Source organism: Klebsiella sp. Shm-1 (assembly GCF_040804525.1).
Lineage (GTDB): Bacteria > Pseudomonadota > Gammaproteobacteria > Enterobacterales > Enterobacteriaceae > Klebsiella > Klebsiella pneumoniae.
Map to the genome: position 1 here is coordinate 225,701 of NZ_CP161823.1, position 22,120 is coordinate 247,820.

Consider the following 22,120-nt stretch of genomic DNA (forward strand, 5'->3'; position numbering starts at 1 on the left):
GGGCCATCATGTCACAAGTTACTGAAAATAAAGTTATCGCTGCGCCGGTACCCATGACTCCGCTGCAGGAGTTCTGGCACTATTTCAAACGCAACAAAGGGGCAGTCGTCGGGCTGGTATACGTGGTGGTGATGATCGTCATCGCGGTATTCGCCAACTTCCTCGCCCCCTATAACCCGGCGGATCAGTTCCGTGATTCGCTGCTGGCGCCGCCGTTCTGGCAGGACGGCGGCAGCATGGCGCATCTGCTCGGCACCGACGACGTGGGCCGCGATATTCTGTCGCGCCTGATGTACGGCGCCCGACTGTCGCTGCTGGTGGGCTGCCTGGTGGTGGTTCTGTCGCTGATCCTCGGCGTGGTGCTCGGCCTGGTGGCGGGCTATTTCGGCGGAGTGGTGGACTCAATCATCATGCGCGTCGTCGATATTATGCTGGCGCTGCCGAGTCTGCTGCTGGCGCTGGTGCTGGTGGCAATCTTCGGGCCCTCCATCGTCAACGCCTCGCTGGCGCTAACCTTCGTGGCGCTCCCGCACTATGTGCGTCTCACGCGCGCCGCGGTGCTGGTGGAGGTCAACCGTGACTACGTGACCGCCTCCCGCGTAGCGGGCGCCGGCGCGATGCGCCAGATGTTCGTTAATATTCTCCCTAACTGTCTCGCGCCGCTGATCGTTCAGGCGTCGCTGGGCTTTTCCAACGCCATTCTCGACATGGCAGCGCTGGGGTTCCTCGGCATGGGCGCGCAGCCGCCGACGCCGGAGTGGGGCACCATGCTTTCCGACGTGTTGCAGTTCGCGCAGAGCGCCTGGTGGGTAGTCACCTTCCCGGGCGTGGCGATCCTGCTGACGGTGCTGGCATTTAACCTGATGGGTGACGGTCTGCGTGACGCGCTCGATCCCAAACTGAAGCAGTAAGAGGTTCGAGATGGCGTTATTGAATGTAGATAAATTATCGGTGCATTTCGGCGATGAAAACGCGCCGTTTCGCGCCGTAGACCGCATCAGCTATAGCGTGAAGCAGGGTGAAGTGGTCGGTATCGTCGGGGAGTCCGGCTCCGGTAAATCCGTCAGCTCGCTGGCGATTATGGGGCTGATTGACTATCCCGGCCGGGTGATGGCGGACAAACTGGAATTTAACGGCCGCGATCTGCAGCGCATCTCTGAAAAAGAGCGGCGCCAGCTGGTGGGGGCGGAAGTGGCGATGATCTTCCAGGATCCAATGACCAGCCTCAACCCGTGCTTCACCGTCGGCTACCAGATTATGGAAGCGATTAAGGTCCATCAGGGCGGTAATAAGCAAACCCGCCGCCAGCGGGCCATCGACCTGCTGAACCTGGTGGGCATTCCCGATCCGGCCTCGCGGCTGGACGTCTATCCGCATCAGCTTTCCGGCGGCATGAGCCAGCGTGTGATGATCGCGATGGCGATTGCCTGTCGGCCAAAACTACTGATTGCCGATGAACCGACCACCGCGCTGGACGTGACCATTCAGGCGCAAATCATTGAGCTACTGCTGGATCTGCAGCAGCAGGAGAATATGGCGCTGGTGCTGATCACCCACGACCTGGCGCTGGTGGCGGAAGCCGCGCATAAAATTATCGTTATGTACGCGGGTCAGGTGGTGGAGACCGGTGACGCGAAAGATATCTTCCGCGCGCCGCGCCATCCTTATACCCAGGCGCTGCTGCGCGCGCTGCCGGAATTCGCCCAGGATAAAGCGCGTCTGGCCTCGCTGCCGGGCGTGGTGCCGGGGAAATATGACCGTCCCAACGGCTGCCTGCTTAATCCGCGCTGCCCCTATGCCACGGATAAATGCCGTAGCGAAGAGCCGGCGCTCGCGGATCTGACCGGCGGCCGCCAGTCTAAATGTCACTACCCACTCGATGATGCCGGGAGGCCTGGATTATGAGTACGCAAAAGGCCGCCACGCCACAACCGCTGTTGCAGGCCATTGATCTGAAAAAACACTATCCGGTGAAGAAGGGGTTATTCGCCCCGGAACGGCTGGTGAAGGCGCTGGACGGCGTCTCCTTTACCCTTGAGCGCGGTAAAACGCTGGCGGTAGTGGGGGAGTCGGGCTGCGGCAAATCGACCCTCGGTCGTCTGCTGACGATGATTGAGATCCCCACCGGCGGCGAGCTCTATTATCAGGGGCAGGATCTGCTTAAGCACGACCCGCAGGCGCAGAAGCTGCGGCGGCAAAAAATCCAGATTGTGTTCCAGAACCCGTATGGTTCGCTGAACCCGCGTAAAAAAGTGGGGCAGATTCTGGAGGAGCCGCTGCTGATTAACAGCAGCCTGAGCAAAGAGCAGCGGCGTGAAAAAGCGCTGGCGATGATGGCGAAAGTGGGCCTGAAAACCGAGCATTACGATCGCTACCCGCATATGTTCTCCGGCGGTCAGCGTCAGCGTATCGCTATTGCTCGCGGGCTAATGCTGGATCCAGATGTGGTGATTGCCGATGAGCCGGTCTCCGCGCTGGACGTTTCGGTACGCGCTCAGGTGCTGAACCTGATGATGGATCTGCAGCAGGATTTAGGGCTGTCCTACGTGTTTATCTCCCACGATCTGTCGGTCGTTGAGCACATCGCCGATGAAGTGATGGTGATGTATCTCGGCCGCTGCGTGGAGAAGGGCACCAAAGACCAGATCTTCAACAATCCGCGTCATCCGTACACCCAGGCGCTGCTGTCGGCGACGCCGCGTCTGAACCCAGACGACCGGCGCGAGCGGATCAAGCTGACCGGCGAACTGCCGAGCCCGCTAAATCCGCCACCGGGCTGCGCCTTTAACGCGCGCTGTCGCCGTCGCTTTGGCCCCTGCACTCAGCTCCAGCCGCAGCTGAAGGATTACGGCGGCCAGCTGGTGGCCTGCTTTGCCGTCGACCAGGATGAGAATCCGCAAAAGTCCCACGCCTGATGGCGCGCTCCCGGTCCCATGGCCGGGAGCTTCTCTCCCGCCGTGGATAAAACCTGGCGCTTACGCATATTGCCGCAGTTTATGTCACGCTCTCAGAGCATTCTTCGTAGATTATCCGAAAAAATAAGCCTTTCAGTCCATTTTTATAGAATTAAAGAGAAATTAAAATGGTTCAGGTTTATTCTTTCGCTGATCTGACGCTATGATTTCATCATGACCTAATACTTTTATATAAAAACGACTGGGAAGCGTGGTGATTGCGGGAAGTTAAGGATGTACGCATACCTAAAAAATGGGGCTACCCTTCTGCAAGGGAAATGTTAGTGTAGCGATACTTCTGCCGTGGAATCATCCCGAAAATCAAATTCTAAACTATTATAACCCTGTCAATCGTGTGTATTGGTACGTCACCATCGGCGCGTTATCTGCCATCCCAGAAGCGTCACGATATTTTTAATATACGCAGAAAATAACAACAAACTTAATATGAAATTTTTAAAATCATGAGGTTATCAATGAACCATTATGATGATCTGCAGCGCTTTCAAGAAAAAACGCGGACGCAAAACCTCAACTTTCAGGATCTTTCTTCGCAAGCCGCCACGCGGGAACACGGCGACTGGGCGATCCTCAATCAGCTAAATCCCGGCGCCGAGAAACCCTCTTCTCTGGCGCTGGGAGGCTCGGTCTCCGCGCCGTTGCCGCAGTCGGTGCCCGCGGATCTGTTCCGCCAGGTAGAGGCGGCCGTAGCAGCGGCGCCAACCTCTGATCCTGTTGTGTCTGCCGCTTCGGCCGCGCCTGCTACTTCCCAGCCGGTCGTGGAGACCGCCGCAGCCGCACCGGAGCCGGTCAGGCAGGAGCCTGCGCCGACCCCTGCGCCTTCAATTCCGGCGTCGGAACCGGCCATGGCGCCGCCGCCGAGAATGGCCCCCCGACCCGCGGCCGCCGCCGAGAACTATGCCCACCTGTTCGCCGCGAAAAGCGCGGAGCCGGTGGCGAAAAATAAAGACCAGCCTTTGAAATCACTTCTGGAAAGGATCGCGACATGCCGTTGATTTGCGTCTGTTCACCGAAAGGCGGCGTAGGGAAAACGACCCTGGCGGCCAATTTAGCCTATTCGCTGGCGCGGACGGGCAGCAAAGTTCTGGCGCTGGATTTTGATGTCCAGAACGCGCTGCGTTTGCATTTTGGCGTACCGCTGAACGATGAGCGGGGCTATGTGGCGAAGGCGCTGGAGCTGCACGACTGGAGCCAGTGCGTGTTGAGCGCCGGCAGTAATATTTTCGTCCTGCCATATGGCGAAGTGAGCGAGGCGCAGCGTCAGGCGTTTGATGAGCAACTGACCCATAATGACCATTTCCTCCAGCGCGGTCTGTCCGCGCTGCTTAATTATCCCGGGCTTATCACCATCGCCGATATGCCCCCTGGACCTTCGCCCGCGCTAAAGGCGCTGACGGGGCTGGCGGACCTGCATCTTATCCCGCTGCTGGCGGATACCGCCTCGATGTCGACCCTGGCGCACGTAGAAAAGCAGCGCCTGACCGGCGCGGCGCTGAATTATAAGCACGGGCACTATTTCGTCATTAACCAAAGCGATAGCCGTCGCCAGGTCAGCCGGGACGTCACCAGCCTGATGGAAGAGAAACTGGGCGAGCGACTGCTTGGCGTGATCCATCGTGATGAAAGCGTGGTGGAGGCCAATGCCTCGCAGAAGTCGATCCTGGACTTTAACGCTTCCTCGGCAGCGGCCTTCGATATTGAAATCATGGCTAAAAAAATATCTTCGCTGTTGGGTATTCATATTGGCGATGGCACGGTGCACAGCCAGCCACGCATGTCAGGGCGTTAACTTTTTGCAGGGCTGCTGAATGAAAAAATCTCTTTTTTGGTTGCTGGCGCTGGTGCTGTCACCCGTCGCCGTGCTGGTGGTGATCACGCCGATGGACAGCCAAAAGCAGTATATTTTTGGTCTGTTAAGTATCGGTATTCTCTTTCTGATGGGCTTCAGCAAGCGCCGCAGCGTATCGGTCATTATGGTCGTCACGTCGCTGCTGATGTCCACCCGTTACATGTATTTTCGCCTCACGCAGACCCTGCACTTCAACTCGTCCATTGAAGCTATTCTCGGCATGGGACTCTTTCTGGCGGAAGTCTATATCTGGGTGATGCTACTGCTTAACTATCTGCAGACGGTCTGGCCGCTGAAGCGCGGCATTGTTCCGCTGCCGGATGATATGAGTAAGTGGCCGACGGTCGATATCTATATTCCGAGCTATAACGAACCGCTGGAGGTGGTGCGCGATACCGTCCTGGCGGCACAATGCATTGATTATCCAAAAGATAAAATGAAAATCTATCTTCTGGATGACGGTAAGCGCAGCGAGTTTGCCGTCTTCGCCGCCGACGTTGGGGTGGGCTATATCACCCGCAATGACAACAAGCACGCCAAAGCGGGGAACCTTAACCATGCGCTGACCCTGACTCAGGGGGAGCTTATCTGCGTTTTCGACTGCGACCACGTCGCCACGCGCGTCTTCCTGCAGGCCACCGTCGGCGGCTTCCTGAAAGACCCGATGCTGGCTCTGGTGCAGACGCCGCACTACTTCTATTCCCCGGATCCATTTGAACGTAACCTCTCCGTCGGACGCAACATTCCCAACGAAGGGATGTTGTTCTATGGCCCGATTCAGCAGGGGAACGACAACTGGAACGCCACCTTTTTCTGCGGCTCCTGCGCGGTGATCCGTCGCGAGGCGCTGGCGCAGATCGGCGGTTTCGCCGTCGAAACGGTGACCGAAGATGCTCATACGGCGCTGAAGTTTCAGCGTCTGGGGTGGAAGTCGGCCTTTCTCGATATCCCACTGGCCGCAGGCCTCGCTACTGAACGCCTGGTGGTGCACGTCATCCAGCGTACCCGCTGGGCGCGCGGGATGACGCAGATTTTCCGCGTCGATAATCCTCTGTTTGGCCGCGGGCTGACTTTTCAGCAGCGCTTGTGCTATCTCAGCGCCATGCTCTACTACCAGTTCGCGCTCCCGAGGGTGGTGTTTGTCACCGCCCCGCTGGCTTACCTGCTGTTTAACCTCAATATTATTTACTCTTCAGCGAGCCTGATTGTCTCCTATGCGCTGCCGCACCTGTTCCTCGCTATTTACGTCGGTTCGCGAATGAACGGCCGCTATCGCTACAGCTTCTGGGGGGAGATCTACGATATTGTGCTGGCCTTCCACCTGGTGCTGCCGACCCTGGTGACGATGATTTTCCCTAAACGCGGCAAGTTCAACGTCACCGATAAGGGCGGCCTGCTGGACGTCGGCTACTTCGATTTCACCGTGGTGCGCCCGCATCTGGTGGTGGCCTGCCTGCTGGCCCTGGGGGTGATCGTCGGCATCGTCCGGGCGATTGGCCATGACTACTTTGGCTCGGATCCCAACGTTATCGCCCTCAACGTCGGGTGGGGGATCTACAGTCTGATCTTCCTGCTGGCGGCGATTGCCGTGGCGCGCGAAACGCGGCAGGTGCGAAAAACCATTCGTATCGATGTCGACATTCCGGTGGTGATCCATTACGCCAGCGGCATCGTCTCGCGCAGTCATACCGCGGATCTGTCGATGGGCGGCTGCCGCGTGGTCGCGCCTGATAATCGCCATCTGGAGGATGACATCGAAGAGATTGAGCTGATCCTGCAGTCCGGGGCTATCTCTATTCCGGCCCAGCTGGTCACCTCTGACGAGCGCTTCCTGCGCCTCAAGTTTGATGAAGATATTCCGCTTTCGCGCCGCCGTGAACTGGTGCGGGTGGTGCTGGCCCGCGCGGATGCGTGGATTAATCCGCCGCGCCCGCAGGATAACCCGTTCCGCTCCTTCTTCACCATTTTACGCTGCGTGTTCGAACTGTTCTGGCTGACGTGGAAAACCCGTCGTAGCCAGCGCAATCGGGCAACAGTGGCGAAAACGGCGCAGGAGGATGGGACGTTATGAAGCGATTAACCACGCTGGCGCTGCTGGCAGGGATGCTCTCTGCGCCTGCGCTACACAGTGAAGAACCGGGCTCCGGCTCCGCTGCCCCGCTGAGCTTCCCGCAGCTCAACGACGCGGCGGACAGCGAGCCAGGCGACGAACCTCCGGCTGCCTCGCCGGAGGAGGGCGCCTCTCCGGCAGCCCCCGCCACCGCCGGCGATGCGGTGGCGACGGCCCCTGCGCCGGTTATGCCGGACTTACCCCCGCCGGTGAGCGGCACGGCCGCGCCGGAGGTCATTCCTGTCGCTCCGGTCTGGGGAGGCGATCTGAATCTGGCGCAGATGGGGATGCCGGACGGGATTATCCTCAGCGGCGGCCAGCGACAGGGTGGGGTCAGCTTTACCCTGCCTGCCGATCAGGTGGTGATCCATTCTCAGCTCAGCCTTGCCGTTCGCGTATCGCCGGAGATGGCGAGCCGCAACGCCACCCTGCAGCTGATGCTCAACGGTCAACCGCTCGGCACGCTGCCGCTGGGCGCCGATGGCGAGGATGTCTCCCATTATCAGCTGGATATTCCGCCCGCGCTGATGGTCTCCAGCAATAACCTGAGCGTGAAGATCAATGATGGCGATACCCTGCAGTGCCAGCGTGACATTCATGATACGTCGCGGGTGACGGTGCTGCCCACGTCGCATTTCAGCTGGGAAAGCCAGCAGCTGAACATCAGCGACGACTTGAGCCACTTCCCGCGGCCCTTCTTTGACAGCATGCAGATGACCCCGGCGGACATTGCGGTCGCCTATGGGGCCAAGCCGTCGGCGGACGTCTTCAGCGCCGCGGCGCTGATCTCCTCCTGGCTGGGTATCCAGGCGGACTATCGCGGCATTGCCTTCAGCGCTCTGCGCGACCGCCTGCCGGAACGCCACGGCATCGTGATTGGCCATCCGGGGGAGCAGGTGGGCGGCATGATGCTGCCGGAAACCGATAAGCCGCTGCTGCGCATCATCGCCAACCCCGCCAATCCGGCCTATAAACTGCTGCTGATTGTCGGCAAAAACGATACGGCGCTGCGCATGGCCGCCTGGCGGTTAACCCGCGGCAACTTTGCGCCGCAAACCGCGACGCTGGATGTCGAACCGCAGACCATCCCGGTTGGCAAAGCATATGATGCCCCGCGCTGGATCCCCACCGATCGTCCGGTCAAGCTCAGCGAGCTGCTGCGTAAGGATCAAAGCCCGACCGTCAGCGGCGTCTGGCACGAACCTTTACGTATCGCCTTCCGCGCCGCGCCCGATCTCTATCTGTGGGATGGAGAGACCATTCCGCTACAGGTTGGCTACCGCTTCCCGTCGGAAAGCTGGATTAATGAGGACAAGTCCTTGCTGAGCGTCGCGCTCAACGGCACCTTCCTCAACAACCTGCCGATGAACAAGCAGGGGCCGCTGGAGAAAGTCTGGCGCTACCTCGGGGGCGATGCGCGCCAGGAGCGCTTTACCATCCCGCTGGCGCCTTACCTGATTTACGGCGATAACCAGCTGTCGATGTACTTCAATGTGGTGCCAAAGGACGATGTTCCATGTTCGGTGCTGCTGAATAACAATATCAAGAGCCGGATCACTGACGACTCCTGGATCGATTTGAGCAAGACGCGTCACTTCTCGCTGTTGCCCAATCTCTCCTACTTTGTCGGCGCCTCGTTCCCCTTCTCGCGGCTGGCGGACTATTCGCAGACGACCCTCCTGCTGCCGGCGGACCCGTCTGAAACCCAGGTGGCGACCCTGCTGAATCTGGCGGCACGCTCGGGAAACGCGACCGGCACCGCGCTGGCGAATAACCGCGTCGTGCTCGGGATGCCCACCGGCGGGGGGGATTTGCAGTCGCTGCGTGAACGTGACGTGCTGGCGGTCACCGCTCTCGATCAGCATGCCTTTAACCAGAGCCTGCTGGCCGACTCACCCTACCGTCCGGTAGATAATGTGCTGAGCGTCCGCGAGCCAGACCTGTGGCAAAAAGTCCAGCGCCGGCTCACCGGCGACTGGACTTCCGCCAGCCTCGACGCCGATCGCTACTTTTCGTCGAGCAGCGCCTGGCGCGGGTTCATCAGCTATCGCTCGCCGTGGAATTCCACCCGCCTGGTGGTGGTGGCGCTGGCCAGCAATGATGACCAGCTGGCGCGACTGAAGACCGATCTGGAATCGCCGCGCATTAACGCCGGGATCCGCGGCGATACCGCGGTGATCACCAGCGATAACGGGGTGCGCAGCTTCCAGGTGAGTACGCCGTTCCCCAGCGGTCAGATGCCGTGGTACATGATGGCGGTCTGGTATGCAAGCCAGCACTCAGGTTTCCTGGCGGTGCTGGGGCTGATTGCCACCTCGATAATGGGACTGGCGCTGACCGCGATGTTTAAACGTCACGCCCGTAAGCGTCTGGGTTCGGGGGATAACCAATGAAAAGAAAAATAATAATAACGATGAAAAACACCCGTCGGCTCACCACGTTCTGCCTCACCGGCGCGTTGACTCTCGCTGCCTCGGGCGGCGCGCTGGCGGCGGGGAACGACGCGGCGCTACAGGCGCTGTTCGCTCAGGCCAACTACTGGCATGAGAAATCTCATGACGAGCTGGCGATGGAGTCCCTGCAGAAGGTGCTCTCGGTGGATGCCAACAACACCCAGGCGCTGTATCTGATGGCGCTCTGGTCGCAGCAGGGCGGCGATATGCAGGCGGCGGCGCAGTGGCGCGCGCGGCTGGCGAAAGCGGCCCCTGACAGCCCGGGACTACAGGATCTGGACAACGCCAAAAAGATGTCGCAGGTGCCGCAGGGCCAGCTCAGCCTGGCCCGCCAGCAGGCGCGCGGAGGCAATATCCCCGGGGCGCTGGCGACCTGGCGCAGCATGTTCAATGGCAATACGCCGCCTGCCGGGCTGGCGGCGGAATATTACCTGACCATGGCCAGCGACAAATCGCTCTATCCGCAGGCTATCAGCGAGCTGCGCCAGTACGTGGCGCAGCATCCGCAGGAGAACGCCCCGCGGGTGGCGTTGGGCAAAGCGTTAACCTGGCGGGAAGAGACTCGCCGGGAAGGGATCGCCCTGCTCGAGCCGATGGCCAGCGGCAATAAAGAGGCGGACAGCGGCTTGCGCCAGGCGCTGCTCTGGCTGGGCCCGCAGGCCGGGGATGAGCAGTATTACGACACCTGGATGCAGCGGCATCCCCAGGACAGCGAAGTTCAGAATTACTTTCGCGAACGGCGCAGCGGTCAGGCGCGCGGCCAGGGCTACGCCAATCTCAACAGCGGCAATACCGCCGCCGCGAAGCAGCAGTTTGAAGAGGTATTGCAGACCAACCCCCAGGATGCCGATGCGCTGGCGGGCATGGGCTATATCGCCCAGCGCAGCGGCGACTACCAGGCCGCGTCGCAGTATTTGAGCCGGGCCGCGGACCTCGGCGGCGACGCCTCGGCGACCCGTCGTCAGCAGGCGGCCGATGCGCTGTTCTACGGCCAGCTGGCGCAGGCCCAGCAGGCCTATAAGCAGGGCAATATCAGCCAGGCGCTGGCGCTCTCCGCGCCGTTGGCGCAGCAGAGCGGGGCGCAGGGCGCCTCGGCGAAGCTGTTCCGCGCCGATGTGCTGCGGCACAACAAAGATTTGCCCCAGGCGGAGCAAACGCTGCGCTCACTGTTAAATGACGATCCGCAGAACGCGGCGGCGCGGGAAAACCTCTATTACGTGCTGCGCGAGCAGAATAAATCCGCCGAGGCGCAGGCGATGCTGCAGACTCTCCCGCAGAGCCTGCGGCAAAAACTGCAGCCGCGGGTGGTGGCCGGTATGCCGGGCGATGCCCTGCGCCGTCAGGCCCAGGCGCAGGTCAGCGGCGGTAACCCAGCCGGCGCCATTGCCACTCTGCGCGAAGGCGTCGCCCGCTATCCGGACGATCCCTGGCTGCGCCTCGACCTGGCCCGGCTGCTGCAAAAATCGGGTAACGGCAGCGAGGCCTCTTCGCTGATGTCGGCGGCCTATCGCCCCGGCGCCAGCAACAGTGCGCTGTATGCCGCCGCCCTGTTTGCCAGCGAAAACGGCGCCTGGCAGCAGGCGCAGACGCTGCTGGCGCGCATTCCCGGCGGCAGCCAGACCAGCGACATGCGCGATTTGCGCCAGCGGGTGAACTACAACCTGCAGTTGGTGACGGCCGAAAACTACCTGGCGCAGGGCAATACCATCGCCGCCAGCAATACCCTGCGGGCGATGGCCTCCACGCCGCCAAAAGCCCCGGCGGACGCCGGCAAGCTGGCGCGTCTGCTGGCCGAGAGCGGCGACCTGACCACCGCGGTCTCGCTGGTGCGCAACAATATCAGCAGCGGCGTATCCGGCAATGCCGGGGATTACGCCGATCAGATCGCCGTCCTGAATCAGGCCGGGCTGACCGGCGAGGCGCAGAACCTGATCAGCAATCCGCAGCTGCAGGCCAGCAGTACGCCGACGCAGCTGGCGAGCATTCGCAATGGCTATGTGATCAACGAAGCCGACCGCCTGCGCGAGCAGGGCAATTACGCTGCGGCGTATGACAAGCTGATCCGCGCTATGCAAAGCGATCCGCAAAATACCGATCTGATGTTCGCCATGGCGCGGCTGTACCAGAGCGGCAAAATGAACAAAGAGGCCGGGGTGGTCTATGACTACCTGATGACGCGCGATACGCCGAACCAGGATGCGCGCGCCGGGGCCATCGACGTGGCGCTGTCGGCGGGGAACAACGATCGCGCTGAACAGCTGGCCGGCGGTTTGCGCCAGGATAACTCCCCGGATCGCCTGCTGCTGCTGGCGAGAGTGGCGGAGGCCCAGGGACATCATCAGCAGGCGATGACCTATCTGCGCAGCGCCCGCGGCAAACTGCTGGGCATGCAAAGCACCAACAGTAGCGAAACGCCGACCGTCGGCGGGGTGCTGGCGGCGGATAACCCCTTTATCGGCGTGTCGCAAACGTCGGCGCCGACGCGGACGGCCTCCGCCTACGGGCAGTACATGCCGTGGCAGGTTGCCCAGTCGGCCGCCGCGCCTGGTTCCACGCTGCCGGGGATCCAGCGCACCGATCTGCCGGTGGACACCGCCCAGACGCGGATGCTGCGTCAGGTGGACACCATGATGGAGTCGCTGCAGGAGAAAACCGGCAGCTGGCTGCAGGGGGGAATGGACGTGCGTGGACGCGACGGCGAATCGGGCACCAGCAAGCTGACGGAGCTCCGGACGCCGCTGACCTGGTCATCCTCGCCGTTTGGCGACTCGCGCTTTGACTTTACCGTCACCCCGGTGTCGTTGAACGCCGGGACCGCCAGCGGCGACGCCTGGCGTCGCTACGGCGCCAACCCGCTGGCTAACGCGGTCTCCAACATGGTGAGTACCGCCACCAGCGAGCAGGCGGCGATCGCCTCGATGACCGAGGCGGAGCGGACGGCCTATTTCGCCAGCAATCCAGGGGCCGAGGCGTTAAGCGGCCTCGGCACCCTGAACGCGGCAGATTTCAATCCTACCACCAGCAGCGGGATGGAAAACCTGGCGAAGCTCGGGAGCTATGATGCGGGGCAGGTGGCCAGCTATCTCTCTTCGTCCAGCCGCAAGCCGAACGTTGACCAGACCAGCGGCTCGACCGATTCGCAGAAGGCCAATGGCGTCGAACTGGCGCTGGCGTTAAGTGGTGACGATTACCGGGTCGATATCGGCAGCACGCCGTTGGGCCAGGATCTTAATACCGTAGTCGGCGGGGTGAAATGGTCGCCCAAGCTGACCAACTATCTGTCGCTGATCCTCACCGGCGAACGCCGCTCGCTAACCGACAGCCTGCTTTCCTACGTGGGTCTGAAAGACGCCTATTCCGGGAAAACCTGGGGGCAGGTGACGAAAAACGGCGGCACCCTGCAGCTGAGCTATGACGACGGCGACGCGGGCTTCTATGTCGGCGGCGGTGGATACAGCTATCTGGGGCAGAACGTCGCCAGCAACACCAGTATCAACGCCAATGCCGGGGTCTATCTTCGTCCCTACCATGACGAATACCGCCAGCTGCAGGCCGGGTTGAGCATGAGCTATATGGATTACTCCAAAAACCTCAGCTACTTCACCTATGGTCAGGGGGGCTACTTTAGTCCGCAAAACTACGTCAGCGTATCGCTGCCGGTCAGTCTGACGGAGAAATATGATAACTGGACCATGAAGCTCGGCGGCTCGGTGGGCTATCAGTCTTACAGTCAGGATAAGAGCGCCTATTTCCCGACCAATTCGGAGTGGCAGCAGACCCTGGAGACGGCGGTGAGCAATGGGTTTGCCAAGGAAGCCTACTACTCCGCGACCTCGAAGAGCGGCATAGGGTATACCCTGCGCGCCGGGGCGGATTACAAGGTCAACAAACAAATGACCCTGGGGGGCCAGATTGGCTATGACACCTTCGGGGATTATAACGAAAGCACCGCCGGGCTCTATATTCGCTATATGTTAGGAGATCATTGATGATGACGGAGAACAATAACCCGGTGGTGATGACCTGGTTTCAGCAGCAGCAGACGCCTGCCGGATGGTTCGATCTGTTGATTATTATGATCGAAGGTATGCTAAATAATGCCGGCGAGCTGGAAAGCCAGCCCTTCCTGCGTCAGATGGGCGCCTCGCTGGCGGAGACCCATCCGCTGCCGGCGTCGGAGACGGTGGGGGATCTGGAGGCCAATATCAACCGGCTGCTGACTCATTTTCACTGGGGCGTGGTGACCATCGATGTCGGTGAGGACGGCCTGCGCCTGCGCCATCAGGCGTTGCCGGTCAGCCGCGACGAAGCGGGGCGCGTGCGCTGGTGCAACGCGTTCTGTGCCATACTCGAGGGGTTATATTCTCGCTGGCTGCAGAGTCAGGGAGGCAGTGCCCACGTGATACTGCAGCGTGAGCGGGTGTTCTCCGTCTCTGACGTTCAGTTTCTCTACTACCATCCATAAAGAGTGAATTTATGCCCCTGCGTGCTTTAGTGGCGGTGATAGTGACAACGGTAGTGATGCTGGTGCCCAGGGCGTGGGCGGATACGGCCTGGGAGCGCTATAAGGCCCGTTTTATGATGCCGGATGGTCGTATCATTGATACCGCCAATGGCAATGTGTCGCATACGGAAGGTCAGGGCTTCGCCATGCTCCTGGCGGTGGCGAATAACGATCGTCCGGCGTTCGACAAGCTGTGGCAGTGGACGGACAACACCCTGCGCAACAAGTCTAACGGGTTGTTTTACTGGCGCTATAACCCGGTGGCGCCGGACCCTATCGCCGATAAAAACAACGCCTCCGATGGCGATACCCTGATCGCCTGGGCGCTGCTGCGCGCGCAAAAGCAGTGGCAGGATAAGCGCTATGCGATTGCCTCTGACGCCATCACCGCCGCCCTGCTGAAGTCTACGGTGGTGACTTTCGCCGGTCGCCAGGTGATGCTCCCGGGCGTGAAAGGGTTCAACCTCAATGATCACCTGAACCTTAACCCTTCCTATTTCATCTTCCCGGCCTGGCGCGCCTTCGCGGAGCGGACGCATCTCACCGCCTGGCGGACATTGCAGAGCGACGGACAGGCGCTGCTGGGGCAGATGGGCTGGGGGAAATCACATCTACCCAGCGACTGGGTGGCGCTGCGGGCGGATGGCAAGATGCTGCCAGCCAAAGAGTGGCCGCCGCGGATGAGTTTCGATGCGATCCGTATCCCGCTGTATCTCTCGTGGGCCGATCCGCACAGCGCCTTGCTCGCGCCCTGGAAGGCCTGGATGCAGAGTTACCCGCGCCTGCAAACCCCGGCGTGGATCAACGTCAGCACCAACGAGGTGGCCCCCTGGTATATGGCCGGCGGCCTGCTGGCGGTGCGCGATCTGACGCTGGGTGAACCGCAGGAGGCGCCGCAGATTGACGACAAGGATGATTATTACTCTGCCAGCCTCAAGCTGTTGGTCTGGCTGGCGAAACAGGATCAGCGCTAAATACGGTGATTGATTTGCCGCCTTCCCCGCCCGTATGCCTGCGGGCTGAGAAGGTAGAATGGGAACGTCTCACGATGTAAGGCCGCCAACATAGGCGGCCTTGTCGCTTATTGCGGATAAGGCACCCAGCTACCGCCATTCAGCTGGACATAAGGCTTGCCCTGATACTGGATGACGATGGCGTTGGCGTTCTCGGACACCGCCGCGCTCTGCGGCAGGTTGGCGACATACTGCTGCCAGTTGACGCTGTCCTCGCTGAACATTTTGCCGTCGAGGGCGCGCACCACCAGCTCCGACACCGCCAGATAACTGCTGGGCTGATCGATGATAATCGGCGCCCCTTCATGCGGCGCCTTCATACCGAAGAATTTCACCGCCGTCGGGACGTTAGTGATCGACGGGCTTGGAATATCGCGCAGGCCAGATACCTGCATCTTATCGCCCTTCAGCGCGCCGCCGTGTTCCGGCACCACCACCACCATCACTTTCCGCCCCGATTTCTCCAGCTCGGTGAAGAAGTTATCCAGGTCATCAAACAGCTTCTGCGCCCGCACTTTGTAGTCTGCGGTTTTGCTTTGTCCCGGGAAGTGGTTGCCGTCATGCAGCGGCAGGGTGTTATAGAAGGTGGCGTTCCGCGGATTGCTGCTGGCCTCTTCGGTCTTCAGCCAGCGGTTGAGGACCGCCAGATCCTCATACACCGGGGAGCCGTCAAACGCCTGCAGGCTGACCGGCAGACCGGTCTGGTCCATCAGCGGGCTCTGCATGCCGCCCAGCGAACGCAGCTCTTTCAGGAAGTCGCCGAACAGACCGTTATGGCCGAGCATCAGCTGCTGGTTGAAGCCGAGCTTCGCCAGGTTTTCAAACAGGTAGCAGTCGGCGCCGGACGGCTGATACAGGTTAGTATGCGACAGCTGGCCGCAGCTGGCGCGCAGCAGGCGCACCGCCGCCGGGCCGCTGTAGGAGGTCGCGGAGTTAAAGTTTTTGAAGACAATATCAAAGTGCTTCCATAGCGGATGATCCATCAGACCGGCGGCTTCAATATCCGACCAGGAGAGGGAGCAGATGTTGATCACCAGCAGGTCAAACGGCTGCGCATCCGCCGGCAGCTGGTCCGGGAACGGCGTCTTGCGCTTCTGCTCGGCGGCATAGAAAGCGTTCAGCCAGTTGGTCAGGTTGGCTGAGGTCGGCGGCTCGGTCTGCGGCGGAATATCGCTGTTGGCGGGGCTGGACGCGGCGCCAGCGGCGGCGTTGGCCCCGGTATTGGCCTGTGCGGTCGTGGCGGCGGCCGTGGTGGGCTGACCGGAGGGCCATAGGGTAAAGGCCGGCAGCAGCGGGCTGACCGCCAGCCAGACGACCATTGCCGAGACAAACACGGTGACGCGCAGCCACTGGCTGATAAACAACCATAGCACCAGCAAAACAAAGAAGGCGCCAACCATGCTCCAGTTGATAAAGCGGACAATCAGATCCCAGATATAGCTGGCGCTGAAGCCGGCGATTTGCGACCCCTGGCTAAAAATCGACTCTGGCCCGGGCAGCCAGGTATCGTGCCAGAACAGCGCGAATCCCAGCGGAATAGCGATCCAGTGGCGGATACGGTGTAGCTTTTCGCGCGGGATCGGCACCAGCAGAAAGGCGAGAAATACCAGGTTCAGCATCGGATGGAAATTGAGATACCCGGCCCACAGCAGGGCAAACTTGACCAGAAAGTAGAAGTTCCAGCCGCCAAGGCCGCGCCAGTACTGCCAGAGCGGAAGCGGTGCCGCGGTCGTTTTTTTATTTGTCATTTGTTCGCTTTGCCTTGCTTAACCGTTGTTCTCCGGCGTAATACCCCTGCCGGTTTCACGTAACGGGGTTTAAAGAACATCAGTCTTAACGTCGTGCGGATCCGGCGCTGATAGTGGCGCGTCAGGTAGCCCAGCGGAAAAAACAGCAGGGCGCAGAGCACCACCAGTTGCAGAATATCGGCGAGAGACATCATCAGGCTTGCTCCTCGCGGGTGGTTAACCGGTGTGGTTCGGGGTAGCGTCGCCAGTGGCGTCCATCGTGGGTGGCGTTAATGGTCTCGTTTTTACCGACCGAGAGAGGCAGCGGCGTGTTCCAGCGCGCCGGCTCGACGCCGCGCATGATTACGATTTCCGAGAGGATTTGCTTGTCTTCAAACCACACCATACGGTTAGAAAAAATATCGCCGGTCGGCAGCGGGAAAATGTGGTTTAGCGCGGTATCGAGGTCATTGATCCGGCAAAACGACAAAAACAGCACCAGCCGGTTATTGCCGATGGTCATGATGTCGCCCATCCGGTTAGGTTTGCATAACGTCAGCGCCTGCTCAACGCGCAGCCCCGGCGCCGGGCGCAGGGCCACCATCACGCCTTTGCTGTCGGGTGGAAGCAGGGTATTGGTCATCACGTTGTGCACCGCTTCGCAGAAGGCATCCCACTTCTGGTAGCCGCGCAGCTTTAACGGCTGGCTCCAGGTCAGCAGGGTGGCAAAATCTTCCGGGATATGGCGGGAGAACTTTTGGTTCTGTACGCTTTCGATTAGCGTCAGGCAGCGGGAGAGCGATGCGCTGCTGGGGATCACCAGGCTGGCGCCGCTGCTGAGCAGTAGCCGCTCATCGGTCGCGCGCAGGCTCGGGGTTTGTTCACGGACGATGATTTTCAGCGCCGTACCGCGCTGGCGACGCAGGGTATGAATATAGCGGCCCAGCTGTTCAATTTGCGTATTTTGGGTAATGGAGAAGAGGATCGTCGCCGCTTGCGCGGTGCGCCCGGCGTTGAAGACCTCGTCGTTGGTGTCAAACAGCGTCCAGTATTCCGACAGCGGCGGGGCGCCTTCCAGCACGCGCACATGGCTGAGGATCGCTTTTTCGTCGCTGCGCGGCTGCACGCTGGTTTCAGCGTCCTGCGCTAATCGCCAGCCGGCGTCATCATGTTGCACCATCAGCTGCTGTTGGGCGCTGATACCCTTATCGCTTCCCCACCAGGCAATATCAAAGATATGCCGGTCGCCCTGGTAACGAATACTTGCCAGTCCGGAAAGGGAGCGGTACTCACGTAATAAGGGAGTCAGCTGCCGATCGATATCCTGCGCGGAATTGATCGCTAAGAACGCGCAACGGTGATATTGCGCCCAGCGGCTGGTCTTTTCTACCCAGGCGCATAACTTTTCATTATTTATATTTTGCCAGGCATTTTCAGCGCATAGCAGAATAAACAAATAATTGCCAGGTTCGAGGGAGCAGACTAAATCGCGGTGTATTTCCTCCAGTGCCTGCGGGCGATTCGGCAGGGTGAACAGCGCGATATTATCCGGACCGTGAGTATGATCTAAGAAAATGATATCCTTGGGTTTGTTTCCCATAACCAGCGCGGCAACGTGGCTGTTTTTCGCCTGCGCGGCCAGTGTCTGATTAAACAGGCTGACGGCATCGGCATAACGGTCGACGTTGAGCCACCATACTCCGCCGACCGGCATATGGCACACTTCATCCCATAATGATGAAATACCCAAAGTAAATACATTATCCACGGCATCCCTCGTGCGCCCTGATTGACACTGAATAAGTTTACTAGCGAAACCGACAGAGTAAACCTAACATTGAAATTAAAGGTCATCAGTTTTAGCATGTACACCTGCTTTTAAGGATGAGCTGTATACGTCCTCTGGTTTAATAATAAATTTCGAACGGACAGAGATATGCCAGCAAAAGATCCTGCGGTACCCACGGACGCCACGCTGGGGTACACCTTTCAAAATGATTTTCTGGCGCTTAGCCGGGCATTTTCCCTGCCGGATATTGATTATCATGATATTTCCAGGCGCGAACAGCTGAACGCGGCGCTGAAGCGCTGGCCGCTGCTGGCAGAGTTTGCAGAGAAAAAATAAGGAAGCCGGAGATGGCTATTCTGGGATTACAGGGCGTGCGCGGGGGAACTGGCGTCACGTCCATTACGGCTGCACTCGCCTGGGCCCTGCAATTGCTCGGTGAAAGCGTGCTGGCGATCGACGCCAGCCCGGATAATATGCTGCGCTTTTTCTTTAATACCGATATCCATCATCAGGACGGCTGGGCGCGGGCGCTGCTCGACGGCCGGGACTGGCGTGACGCGGGCTTGCGCTATACGCAGCATATCGATCTACTGCCGTTTGGCCAGCTCAGCGCCGGCGAAAGAGAAAATGTCGACCAGCTGCAGCCCACCCTGGGGGCGATAGCGGAGGCAGTACAGCAGCTACAGGGCCAGTACCGCTGGCTGCTGCTGGATCTGCCGGCGGGTTATTCGCCGTTGACCCGCGAGCTGCTGACGCTTTGCGATCGCTCGCTGGTGGTGGTTCATCCCGACGCCAATAGCCATATCCGTCTACACCAGCAGCCCCTCCCGGCCAACGGCGATATTCTGATTAACGATCTGCGGGTCGGCAGCCAGCTGCAGGAAGATCTCTACCAGCTGTGGCTGGAGAGCCAGCCGCGCATCCTGCCGGTGACGATTCACCGCGACGAGGCGATGGCCGAGTGCCTGGCGGCGAAACAACCTCTCGGGGAGTATCGTCAGGATTCGCTGGCGGCGGAAGAGGTGCTGACCCTGGCGAACTGGTGCCTGATCCACTATTCCGCCGGGAGAGCGGCATGATCCGCCTCAGTACGCTGCTGCTGGCCCCGCCGGTGGGGGAGCGGCTGCGTGCGCGCTATGATGACTATCGGCAGCACGGCGCTTCGTGGCTGTCGGCGTCGCTTGGCTGTCTGTGGGCGTCGCTGGTCTGGGCGCTGATGCCGCTGGAGACGCCGCGCTGGCAGGCGATTCTGGCCCGCCATGAAACCTATTTTCCCCACATAAATCCGCATCGCCCGCGTCCGCTGGATCCGCTGCGCTACCTGCTGCAATCCCTGTGGTTACTGACGACGCGCGTGCCGGAGCCGGAGAAAAAGGTCAACTGGCGTTCGCTGGCGGCGCTGGAAGGGGTGCACGGTCGCTATACGCAGTGGCTGGAAAAATTGCCTGAGCAGATGAACGCCCGCACCGGCCATCTGGATAAACAGAAAGAGCTGGCACACCTCAATCCTAAACTGCGCCGGGCGATCCTTGGGGGGGTGACCTTCTGCTCGCTGGTGCTGGCGCTGATGTGTATTACGCAGCCCTTTAACCCGCTGTCGCAGTTTATCTTCCTGATGCTGCTGTGGGGCGTGGCGCTGCTGGTGCGACGCATCCCGGGCCGTTTCTCGGCGCTGATGCTGATCGTGCTGTCGCTGACGGTGTCGTGCCGCTATATCTGGTGGCGCTATACCTCGACGCTGAACTGGAACGACCCGGTAAGTCTGGTGTGCGGGATCATTCTGCTGTTCGCAGAGACCTACGCCTGGGTGGTGCTGGTGCTGGGCTACTTCCAGGTGGTCTGGCCGCTGAATCGCCAGCCGGTGCCGCTGCCGGAGGACATGGATTTGTGGCCAACTGTGGACATCTTCGTCCCCACCTATAACGAAGATCTCAACGTGGTGAAAAACACCATTTACGCCTCGCAGGGTATCGACTGGCCGAAGGACAAGCTGAACATCTGGATCCTCGACGACGGCGGACGGGAAGCGTTTCGCCAGTTTGCCAAAGATGTTGGGGTGCACTATATCGCCCGCACCAGCCACGAACACGCCAAGGCCGGCAACATCAATAATGCGCTGAAATATGCCAAAGGAGAGTTCGTCTCGATCTTTGACTGCGACCATGTGCCGACGCGCTCGTTTCTGCAGATGACCATGGGCTGGTTCCTGAAAGAGAAAGAGCTGGCGATGATGCAGACCCCGCACCACTTCTTCTCGCCCGATCCCTTTGAGCGCAACCTTGGTCGTTTTCGCAAAACGCCGAACGAAGGGACGTTATTCTACGGCCTGGTGCAGGACGGGAACGACATGTGGGACGCCACCTTCTTCTGCGGCTCCTGCGCCGTTATCCGCCGCGGCCCGCTGGATGAAATTGGCGGGATAGCCGTCGAAACGGTGACCGAAGATGCCCACACCTCGCTGCGTCTGCACCGGCGGGGATATACCTCCGCCTATATGCGTATTCCGCAGGCGGCGGGGCTGGCGACGGAGAGTTTATCCGCGCATATCGGCCAGCGCATCCGCTGGGCGCGCGGGATGGTGCAGATATTCCGCCTCGATAATCCGCTGTTTGGCAAAGGCCTGAAGCTGGTGCAGCGCGTCTGCTACGCCAACGCCATGCTTCACTTTCTCTCCGGTATTCCGCGCCTCATCTTCCTCACGGCGCCGCTGGCCTTTTTGCTGCTCCATGCCTATATCATTTATGCGCCAGCGCTGATGATCGCGCTATTCGTGTTGCCGCACATGATCCACGCCAGCCTGACCAACTCGAAGATTCAGGGCAAATATCGCCATTCGTTCTGGAGTGAAATTTACGAGACGGTGCTGGCCTGGTATATCGCGCCGCCCACTTTTGTGGCGCTGATCAACCCGCATAAAGGCAAGTTCAACGTCACCGCGAAGGGCGGGCTGGTGGAAGAGGAGTATGTCGACTGGGTGATCTCCCGGCCCTATATCTACCTGGTGCTGCTCAATCTGGTCGGCGTCGCGGTGGGGATCTGGCGCTTCATGTACGGCCCGGAAAATGAAATCCTCACCGTCTGGGTGAGTATTGTCTGGGTATTCTACAACCTGATTATTCTTGGCGGCGCGGTGGCGGTCTCGGTTGAAAGCAAGCAGGTTCGCCGTTCGCACCGTGTCGAAATGAGCATGCCGGCGGCTATCGCCCGCGAAGATGGTCACCTGTTCTCCTGCACCGTCCACGACTATTCCGATGGCGGACTGGGGATCAAAATTAACGGCGACGCGCAGGTGCTGGAAGGCCAGAACGCCAGGCTGCTGCTCAAACGGGGACAGCAGGAGTATGCCTTCCCGGTCAGGGTCGCGCGGGTCAACGGCAGCGAAGTGGGGCTCCAGCTGCTGCCGTTAACCAACCAGCAGCATATCGATTTTGTGCAGTGTACGTTTGCCCGCGCTGATACGTGGGCGCTTTGGCAGGATAGCTTCCCGGAAGATAAGCCGATGGAAAGCCTGCTGGATATCCTCAAGCTGGGCTTTCGTGGCTATCGTCACCTGGCGGAGTTTTCGCCGCCGTCGGTGAAGGTGGTTTTCCGCGCGCTCACTTCGCTGGTGGCCTGGATAGCGTCGTTTGTACCCCGACGCCCTGAACGCGCCGCGCCGACGCTCTCCGCAGACCCGGCAATGGCTCAACAATGATGATAA

General features: G+C 60.2%; 16 protein-coding genes and 1 pseudogene. 14 read left to right on the forward strand and 3 right to left on the reverse strand.

Annotation, left to right across the window (positions count from 1 at the left end; all coding sequences use genetic code 11):
- Positions 1 to 8: 8 nt before the first annotated feature.
- From dppC to AB1E37_RS01150, 11 genes and pseudogenes are all read left to right on the forward strand, one after another.
- Complete coding sequence (gene dppC / locus AB1E37_RS01100; RefSeq protein ID WP_004145207.1) at positions 9 to 911, forward strand: dipeptide ABC transporter permease DppC; 903 nt, start codon at positions 9 to 11, stop codon at positions 909 to 911.
- Positions 912 to 921: 10 nt separating this feature from the next.
- On the forward strand, positions 922 to 1,905 hold the full coding sequence (gene dppD / locus AB1E37_RS01105) for a dipeptide ABC transporter ATP-binding protein (protein WP_002921785.1): 984 nt from the start codon (positions 922 to 924) through the stop codon (positions 1,903 to 1,905).
- On the forward strand, positions 1,902 to 2,915 hold the full coding sequence (gene dppF, locus AB1E37_RS01110; RefSeq protein WP_002921784.1) for a dipeptide ABC transporter ATP-binding subunit DppF: 1,014 nt from the start codon (positions 1,902 to 1,904) through the stop codon (positions 2,913 to 2,915). Before dppD ends, dppF begins: the two co-directional genes overlap by 4 nt.
- A gap of 18 nt (positions 2,916 to 2,933) precedes the next feature.
- Positions 2,934 to 3,113, forward strand: coding sequence for a hypothetical protein (locus tag AB1E37_RS01115; RefSeq protein WP_004145206.1), 180 nt, complete (start codon positions 2,934 to 2,936; stop codon positions 3,111 to 3,113).
- 317 nt (positions 3,114 to 3,430) lie between these two features.
- On the forward strand, positions 3,431 to 3,970 hold the full coding sequence (locus AB1E37_RS01120) for a cellulose biosynthesis protein BcsO (RefSeq protein ID WP_009484206.1): 540 nt from the start codon (positions 3,431 to 3,433) through the stop codon (positions 3,968 to 3,970).
- A 1-nt stretch (position 3,971) separates the two neighbouring features.
- Positions 3,972 to 4,764: pseudogene (locus AB1E37_RS01125) on the forward strand (cellulose synthase operon protein YhjQ/BcsQ).
- Between the two features lie 19 nt (positions 4,765 to 4,783).
- Positions 4,784 to 6,895 (forward strand): UDP-forming cellulose synthase catalytic subunit, encoded by a 2,112-nt coding sequence (gene bcsA, locus AB1E37_RS01130; RefSeq protein ID WP_004186066.1) that lies wholly within the window; start codon positions 4,784 to 4,786, stop codon positions 6,893 to 6,895.
- Positions 6,892 to 9,327, forward strand: a complete 2,436-nt coding sequence (gene bcsB, locus AB1E37_RS01135; protein WP_032447933.1) for a cellulose biosynthesis cyclic di-GMP-binding regulatory protein BcsB — start codon at positions 6,892 to 6,894, stop codon at positions 9,325 to 9,327. The genes bcsA (AB1E37_RS01130) and bcsB overlap by 4 nt, the downstream gene beginning before the upstream one ends.
- The gene (locus AB1E37_RS01140) at positions 9,324 to 13,376 is read left to right on the forward strand and encodes a cellulose biosynthesis protein BcsC (RefSeq protein ID WP_004173943.1); all 4,053 of its coding nucleotides are present in this window, start codon (positions 9,324 to 9,326) and stop codon (positions 13,374 to 13,376) included. Before bcsB ends, AB1E37_RS01140 begins: the two co-directional genes overlap by 4 nt.
- Entirely contained in the window at positions 13,376 to 13,852 is a 477-nt protein-coding gene (gene bcsD, locus AB1E37_RS01145) for a cellulose biosynthesis protein BcsD (RefSeq protein WP_002921529.1), read from the forward strand. Before AB1E37_RS01140 ends, bcsD begins: the two co-directional genes overlap by 1 nt.
- An 11-nt stretch (positions 13,853 to 13,863) precedes the next feature.
- A complete protein-coding gene (locus AB1E37_RS01150; protein WP_002921526.1) occupies positions 13,864 to 14,865 on the forward strand; it encodes a glycosyl hydrolase family 8 in 1,002 nt (333 codons plus the stop codon).
- 107 nt (positions 14,866 to 14,972) lie between these two features.
- Here the strand turns inward: AB1E37_RS01150 and bcsG are convergent, their stop codons facing one another.
- From bcsG to bcsE, 3 genes are read right to left on the reverse strand one after another with little or no spacing between them, the layout of a single operon-like run.
- Positions 14,973 to 16,652 (reverse strand): cellulose biosynthesis protein BcsG, encoded by a 1,680-nt coding sequence (gene bcsG, locus AB1E37_RS01155; protein ID WP_004173944.1) that lies wholly within the window; start codon positions 16,650 to 16,652, stop codon positions 14,973 to 14,975.
- Positions 16,649 to 16,846 carry a cellulose biosynthesis protein BcsF gene (gene bcsF, locus AB1E37_RS01160; RefSeq protein WP_004901215.1) on the reverse strand — a complete coding sequence of 66 codons (198 nt, stop codon included), beginning with the start codon at positions 16,844 to 16,846 and terminating at the stop codon, positions 16,649 to 16,651. The genes bcsG and bcsF overlap by 4 nt, the downstream gene beginning before the upstream one ends.
- On the reverse strand, positions 16,846 to 18,399 hold the full coding sequence (bcsE, locus tag AB1E37_RS01165) for a cellulose biosynthesis protein BcsE (protein WP_029884433.1): 1,554 nt from the start codon (positions 18,397 to 18,399) through the stop codon (positions 16,846 to 16,848). Before bcsE ends, bcsF begins: the two co-directional genes overlap by 1 nt.
- Before the next feature lie 168 nt (positions 18,400 to 18,567).
- On the opposite strand from bcsE, the gene bcsR reads away from it, so the two are divergent.
- From bcsR to bcsA (AB1E37_RS01180), 3 genes are read left to right on the forward strand one after another with little or no spacing between them, the layout of a single operon-like run.
- Positions 18,568 to 18,756 carry a cellulose biosynthesis protein BcsR gene (gene bcsR / locus AB1E37_RS01170; RefSeq protein WP_002921513.1) on the forward strand — a complete coding sequence of 63 codons (189 nt, stop codon included), beginning with the start codon at positions 18,568 to 18,570 and terminating at the stop codon, positions 18,754 to 18,756.
- Positions 18,757 to 18,767: 11 nt separating this feature from the next.
- Entirely contained in the window at positions 18,768 to 19,499 is a 732-nt protein-coding gene (gene bcsQ / locus AB1E37_RS01175; RefSeq protein ID WP_002921510.1) for a cellulose biosynthesis protein BcsQ, read from the forward strand.
- Positions 19,496 to 22,114 (forward strand): UDP-forming cellulose synthase catalytic subunit, encoded by a 2,619-nt coding sequence (bcsA, locus tag AB1E37_RS01180; protein WP_002921508.1) that lies wholly within the window; start codon positions 19,496 to 19,498, stop codon positions 22,112 to 22,114. The genes bcsQ and bcsA (AB1E37_RS01180) overlap by 4 nt, the downstream gene beginning before the upstream one ends.
- Positions 22,115 to 22,120 lie beyond the last annotated feature (6 nt).

What these genes read in the sequence shown, in the direction of transcription:
- dppC (WP_004145207.1), top strand. Translation starts at nt 9, where the DNA reads ATGTCACAAGTTACTGAAAATAAAGTTATCGCTGCGCCGGTACCCATG.
- dppD (WP_002921785.1), top strand. Translation starts at nt 922, where the DNA reads ATGGCGTTATTGAATGTAGATAAATTATCGGTGCATTTCGGCGATGAA.
- dppF (WP_002921784.1), top strand. Translation starts at nt 1,902, where the DNA reads ATGAGTACGCAAAAGGCCGCCACGCCACAACCGCTGTTGCAGGCCATT.
- AB1E37_RS01115 (WP_004145206.1), top strand. Translation starts at nt 2,934, where the DNA reads ATGGCCGGGAGCTTCTCTCCCGCCGTGGATAAAACCTGGCGCTTACGC.
- AB1E37_RS01120 (WP_009484206.1), top strand. Translation starts at nt 3,431, where the DNA reads ATGAACCATTATGATGATCTGCAGCGCTTTCAAGAAAAAACGCGGACG.
- bcsA (WP_004186066.1), top strand. Translation starts at nt 4,784, where the DNA reads ATGAAAAAATCTCTTTTTTGGTTGCTGGCGCTGGTGCTGTCACCCGTC.
- bcsB (WP_032447933.1), top strand. Translation starts at nt 6,892, where the DNA reads ATGAAGCGATTAACCACGCTGGCGCTGCTGGCAGGGATGCTCTCTGCG.
- AB1E37_RS01140 (WP_004173943.1), top strand. Translation starts at nt 9,324, where the DNA reads ATGAAAAGAAAAATAATAATAACGATGAAAAACACCCGTCGGCTCACC.
- bcsD (WP_002921529.1), top strand. Translation starts at nt 13,376, where the DNA reads ATGATGACGGAGAACAATAACCCGGTGGTGATGACCTGGTTTCAGCAG.
- AB1E37_RS01150 (WP_002921526.1), top strand. Translation starts at nt 13,864, where the DNA reads ATGCCCCTGCGTGCTTTAGTGGCGGTGATAGTGACAACGGTAGTGATG.
- bcsG (WP_004173944.1), bottom strand. Translation starts at nt 16,652, where the DNA reads ATGACAAATAAAAAAACGACCGCGGCACCGCTTCCGCTCTGGCAGTAC.
- bcsF (WP_004901215.1), bottom strand. Translation starts at nt 16,846, where the DNA reads ATGATGTCTCTCGCCGATATTCTGCAACTGGTGGTGCTCTGCGCCCTG.
- bcsR (WP_002921513.1), top strand. Translation starts at nt 18,568, where the DNA reads ATGCCAGCAAAAGATCCTGCGGTACCCACGGACGCCACGCTGGGGTAC.
- bcsQ (WP_002921510.1), top strand. Translation starts at nt 18,768, where the DNA reads ATGGCTATTCTGGGATTACAGGGCGTGCGCGGGGGAACTGGCGTCACG.
- bcsA (WP_002921508.1), top strand. Translation starts at nt 19,496, where the DNA reads ATGATCCGCCTCAGTACGCTGCTGCTGGCCCCGCCGGTGGGGGAGCGG.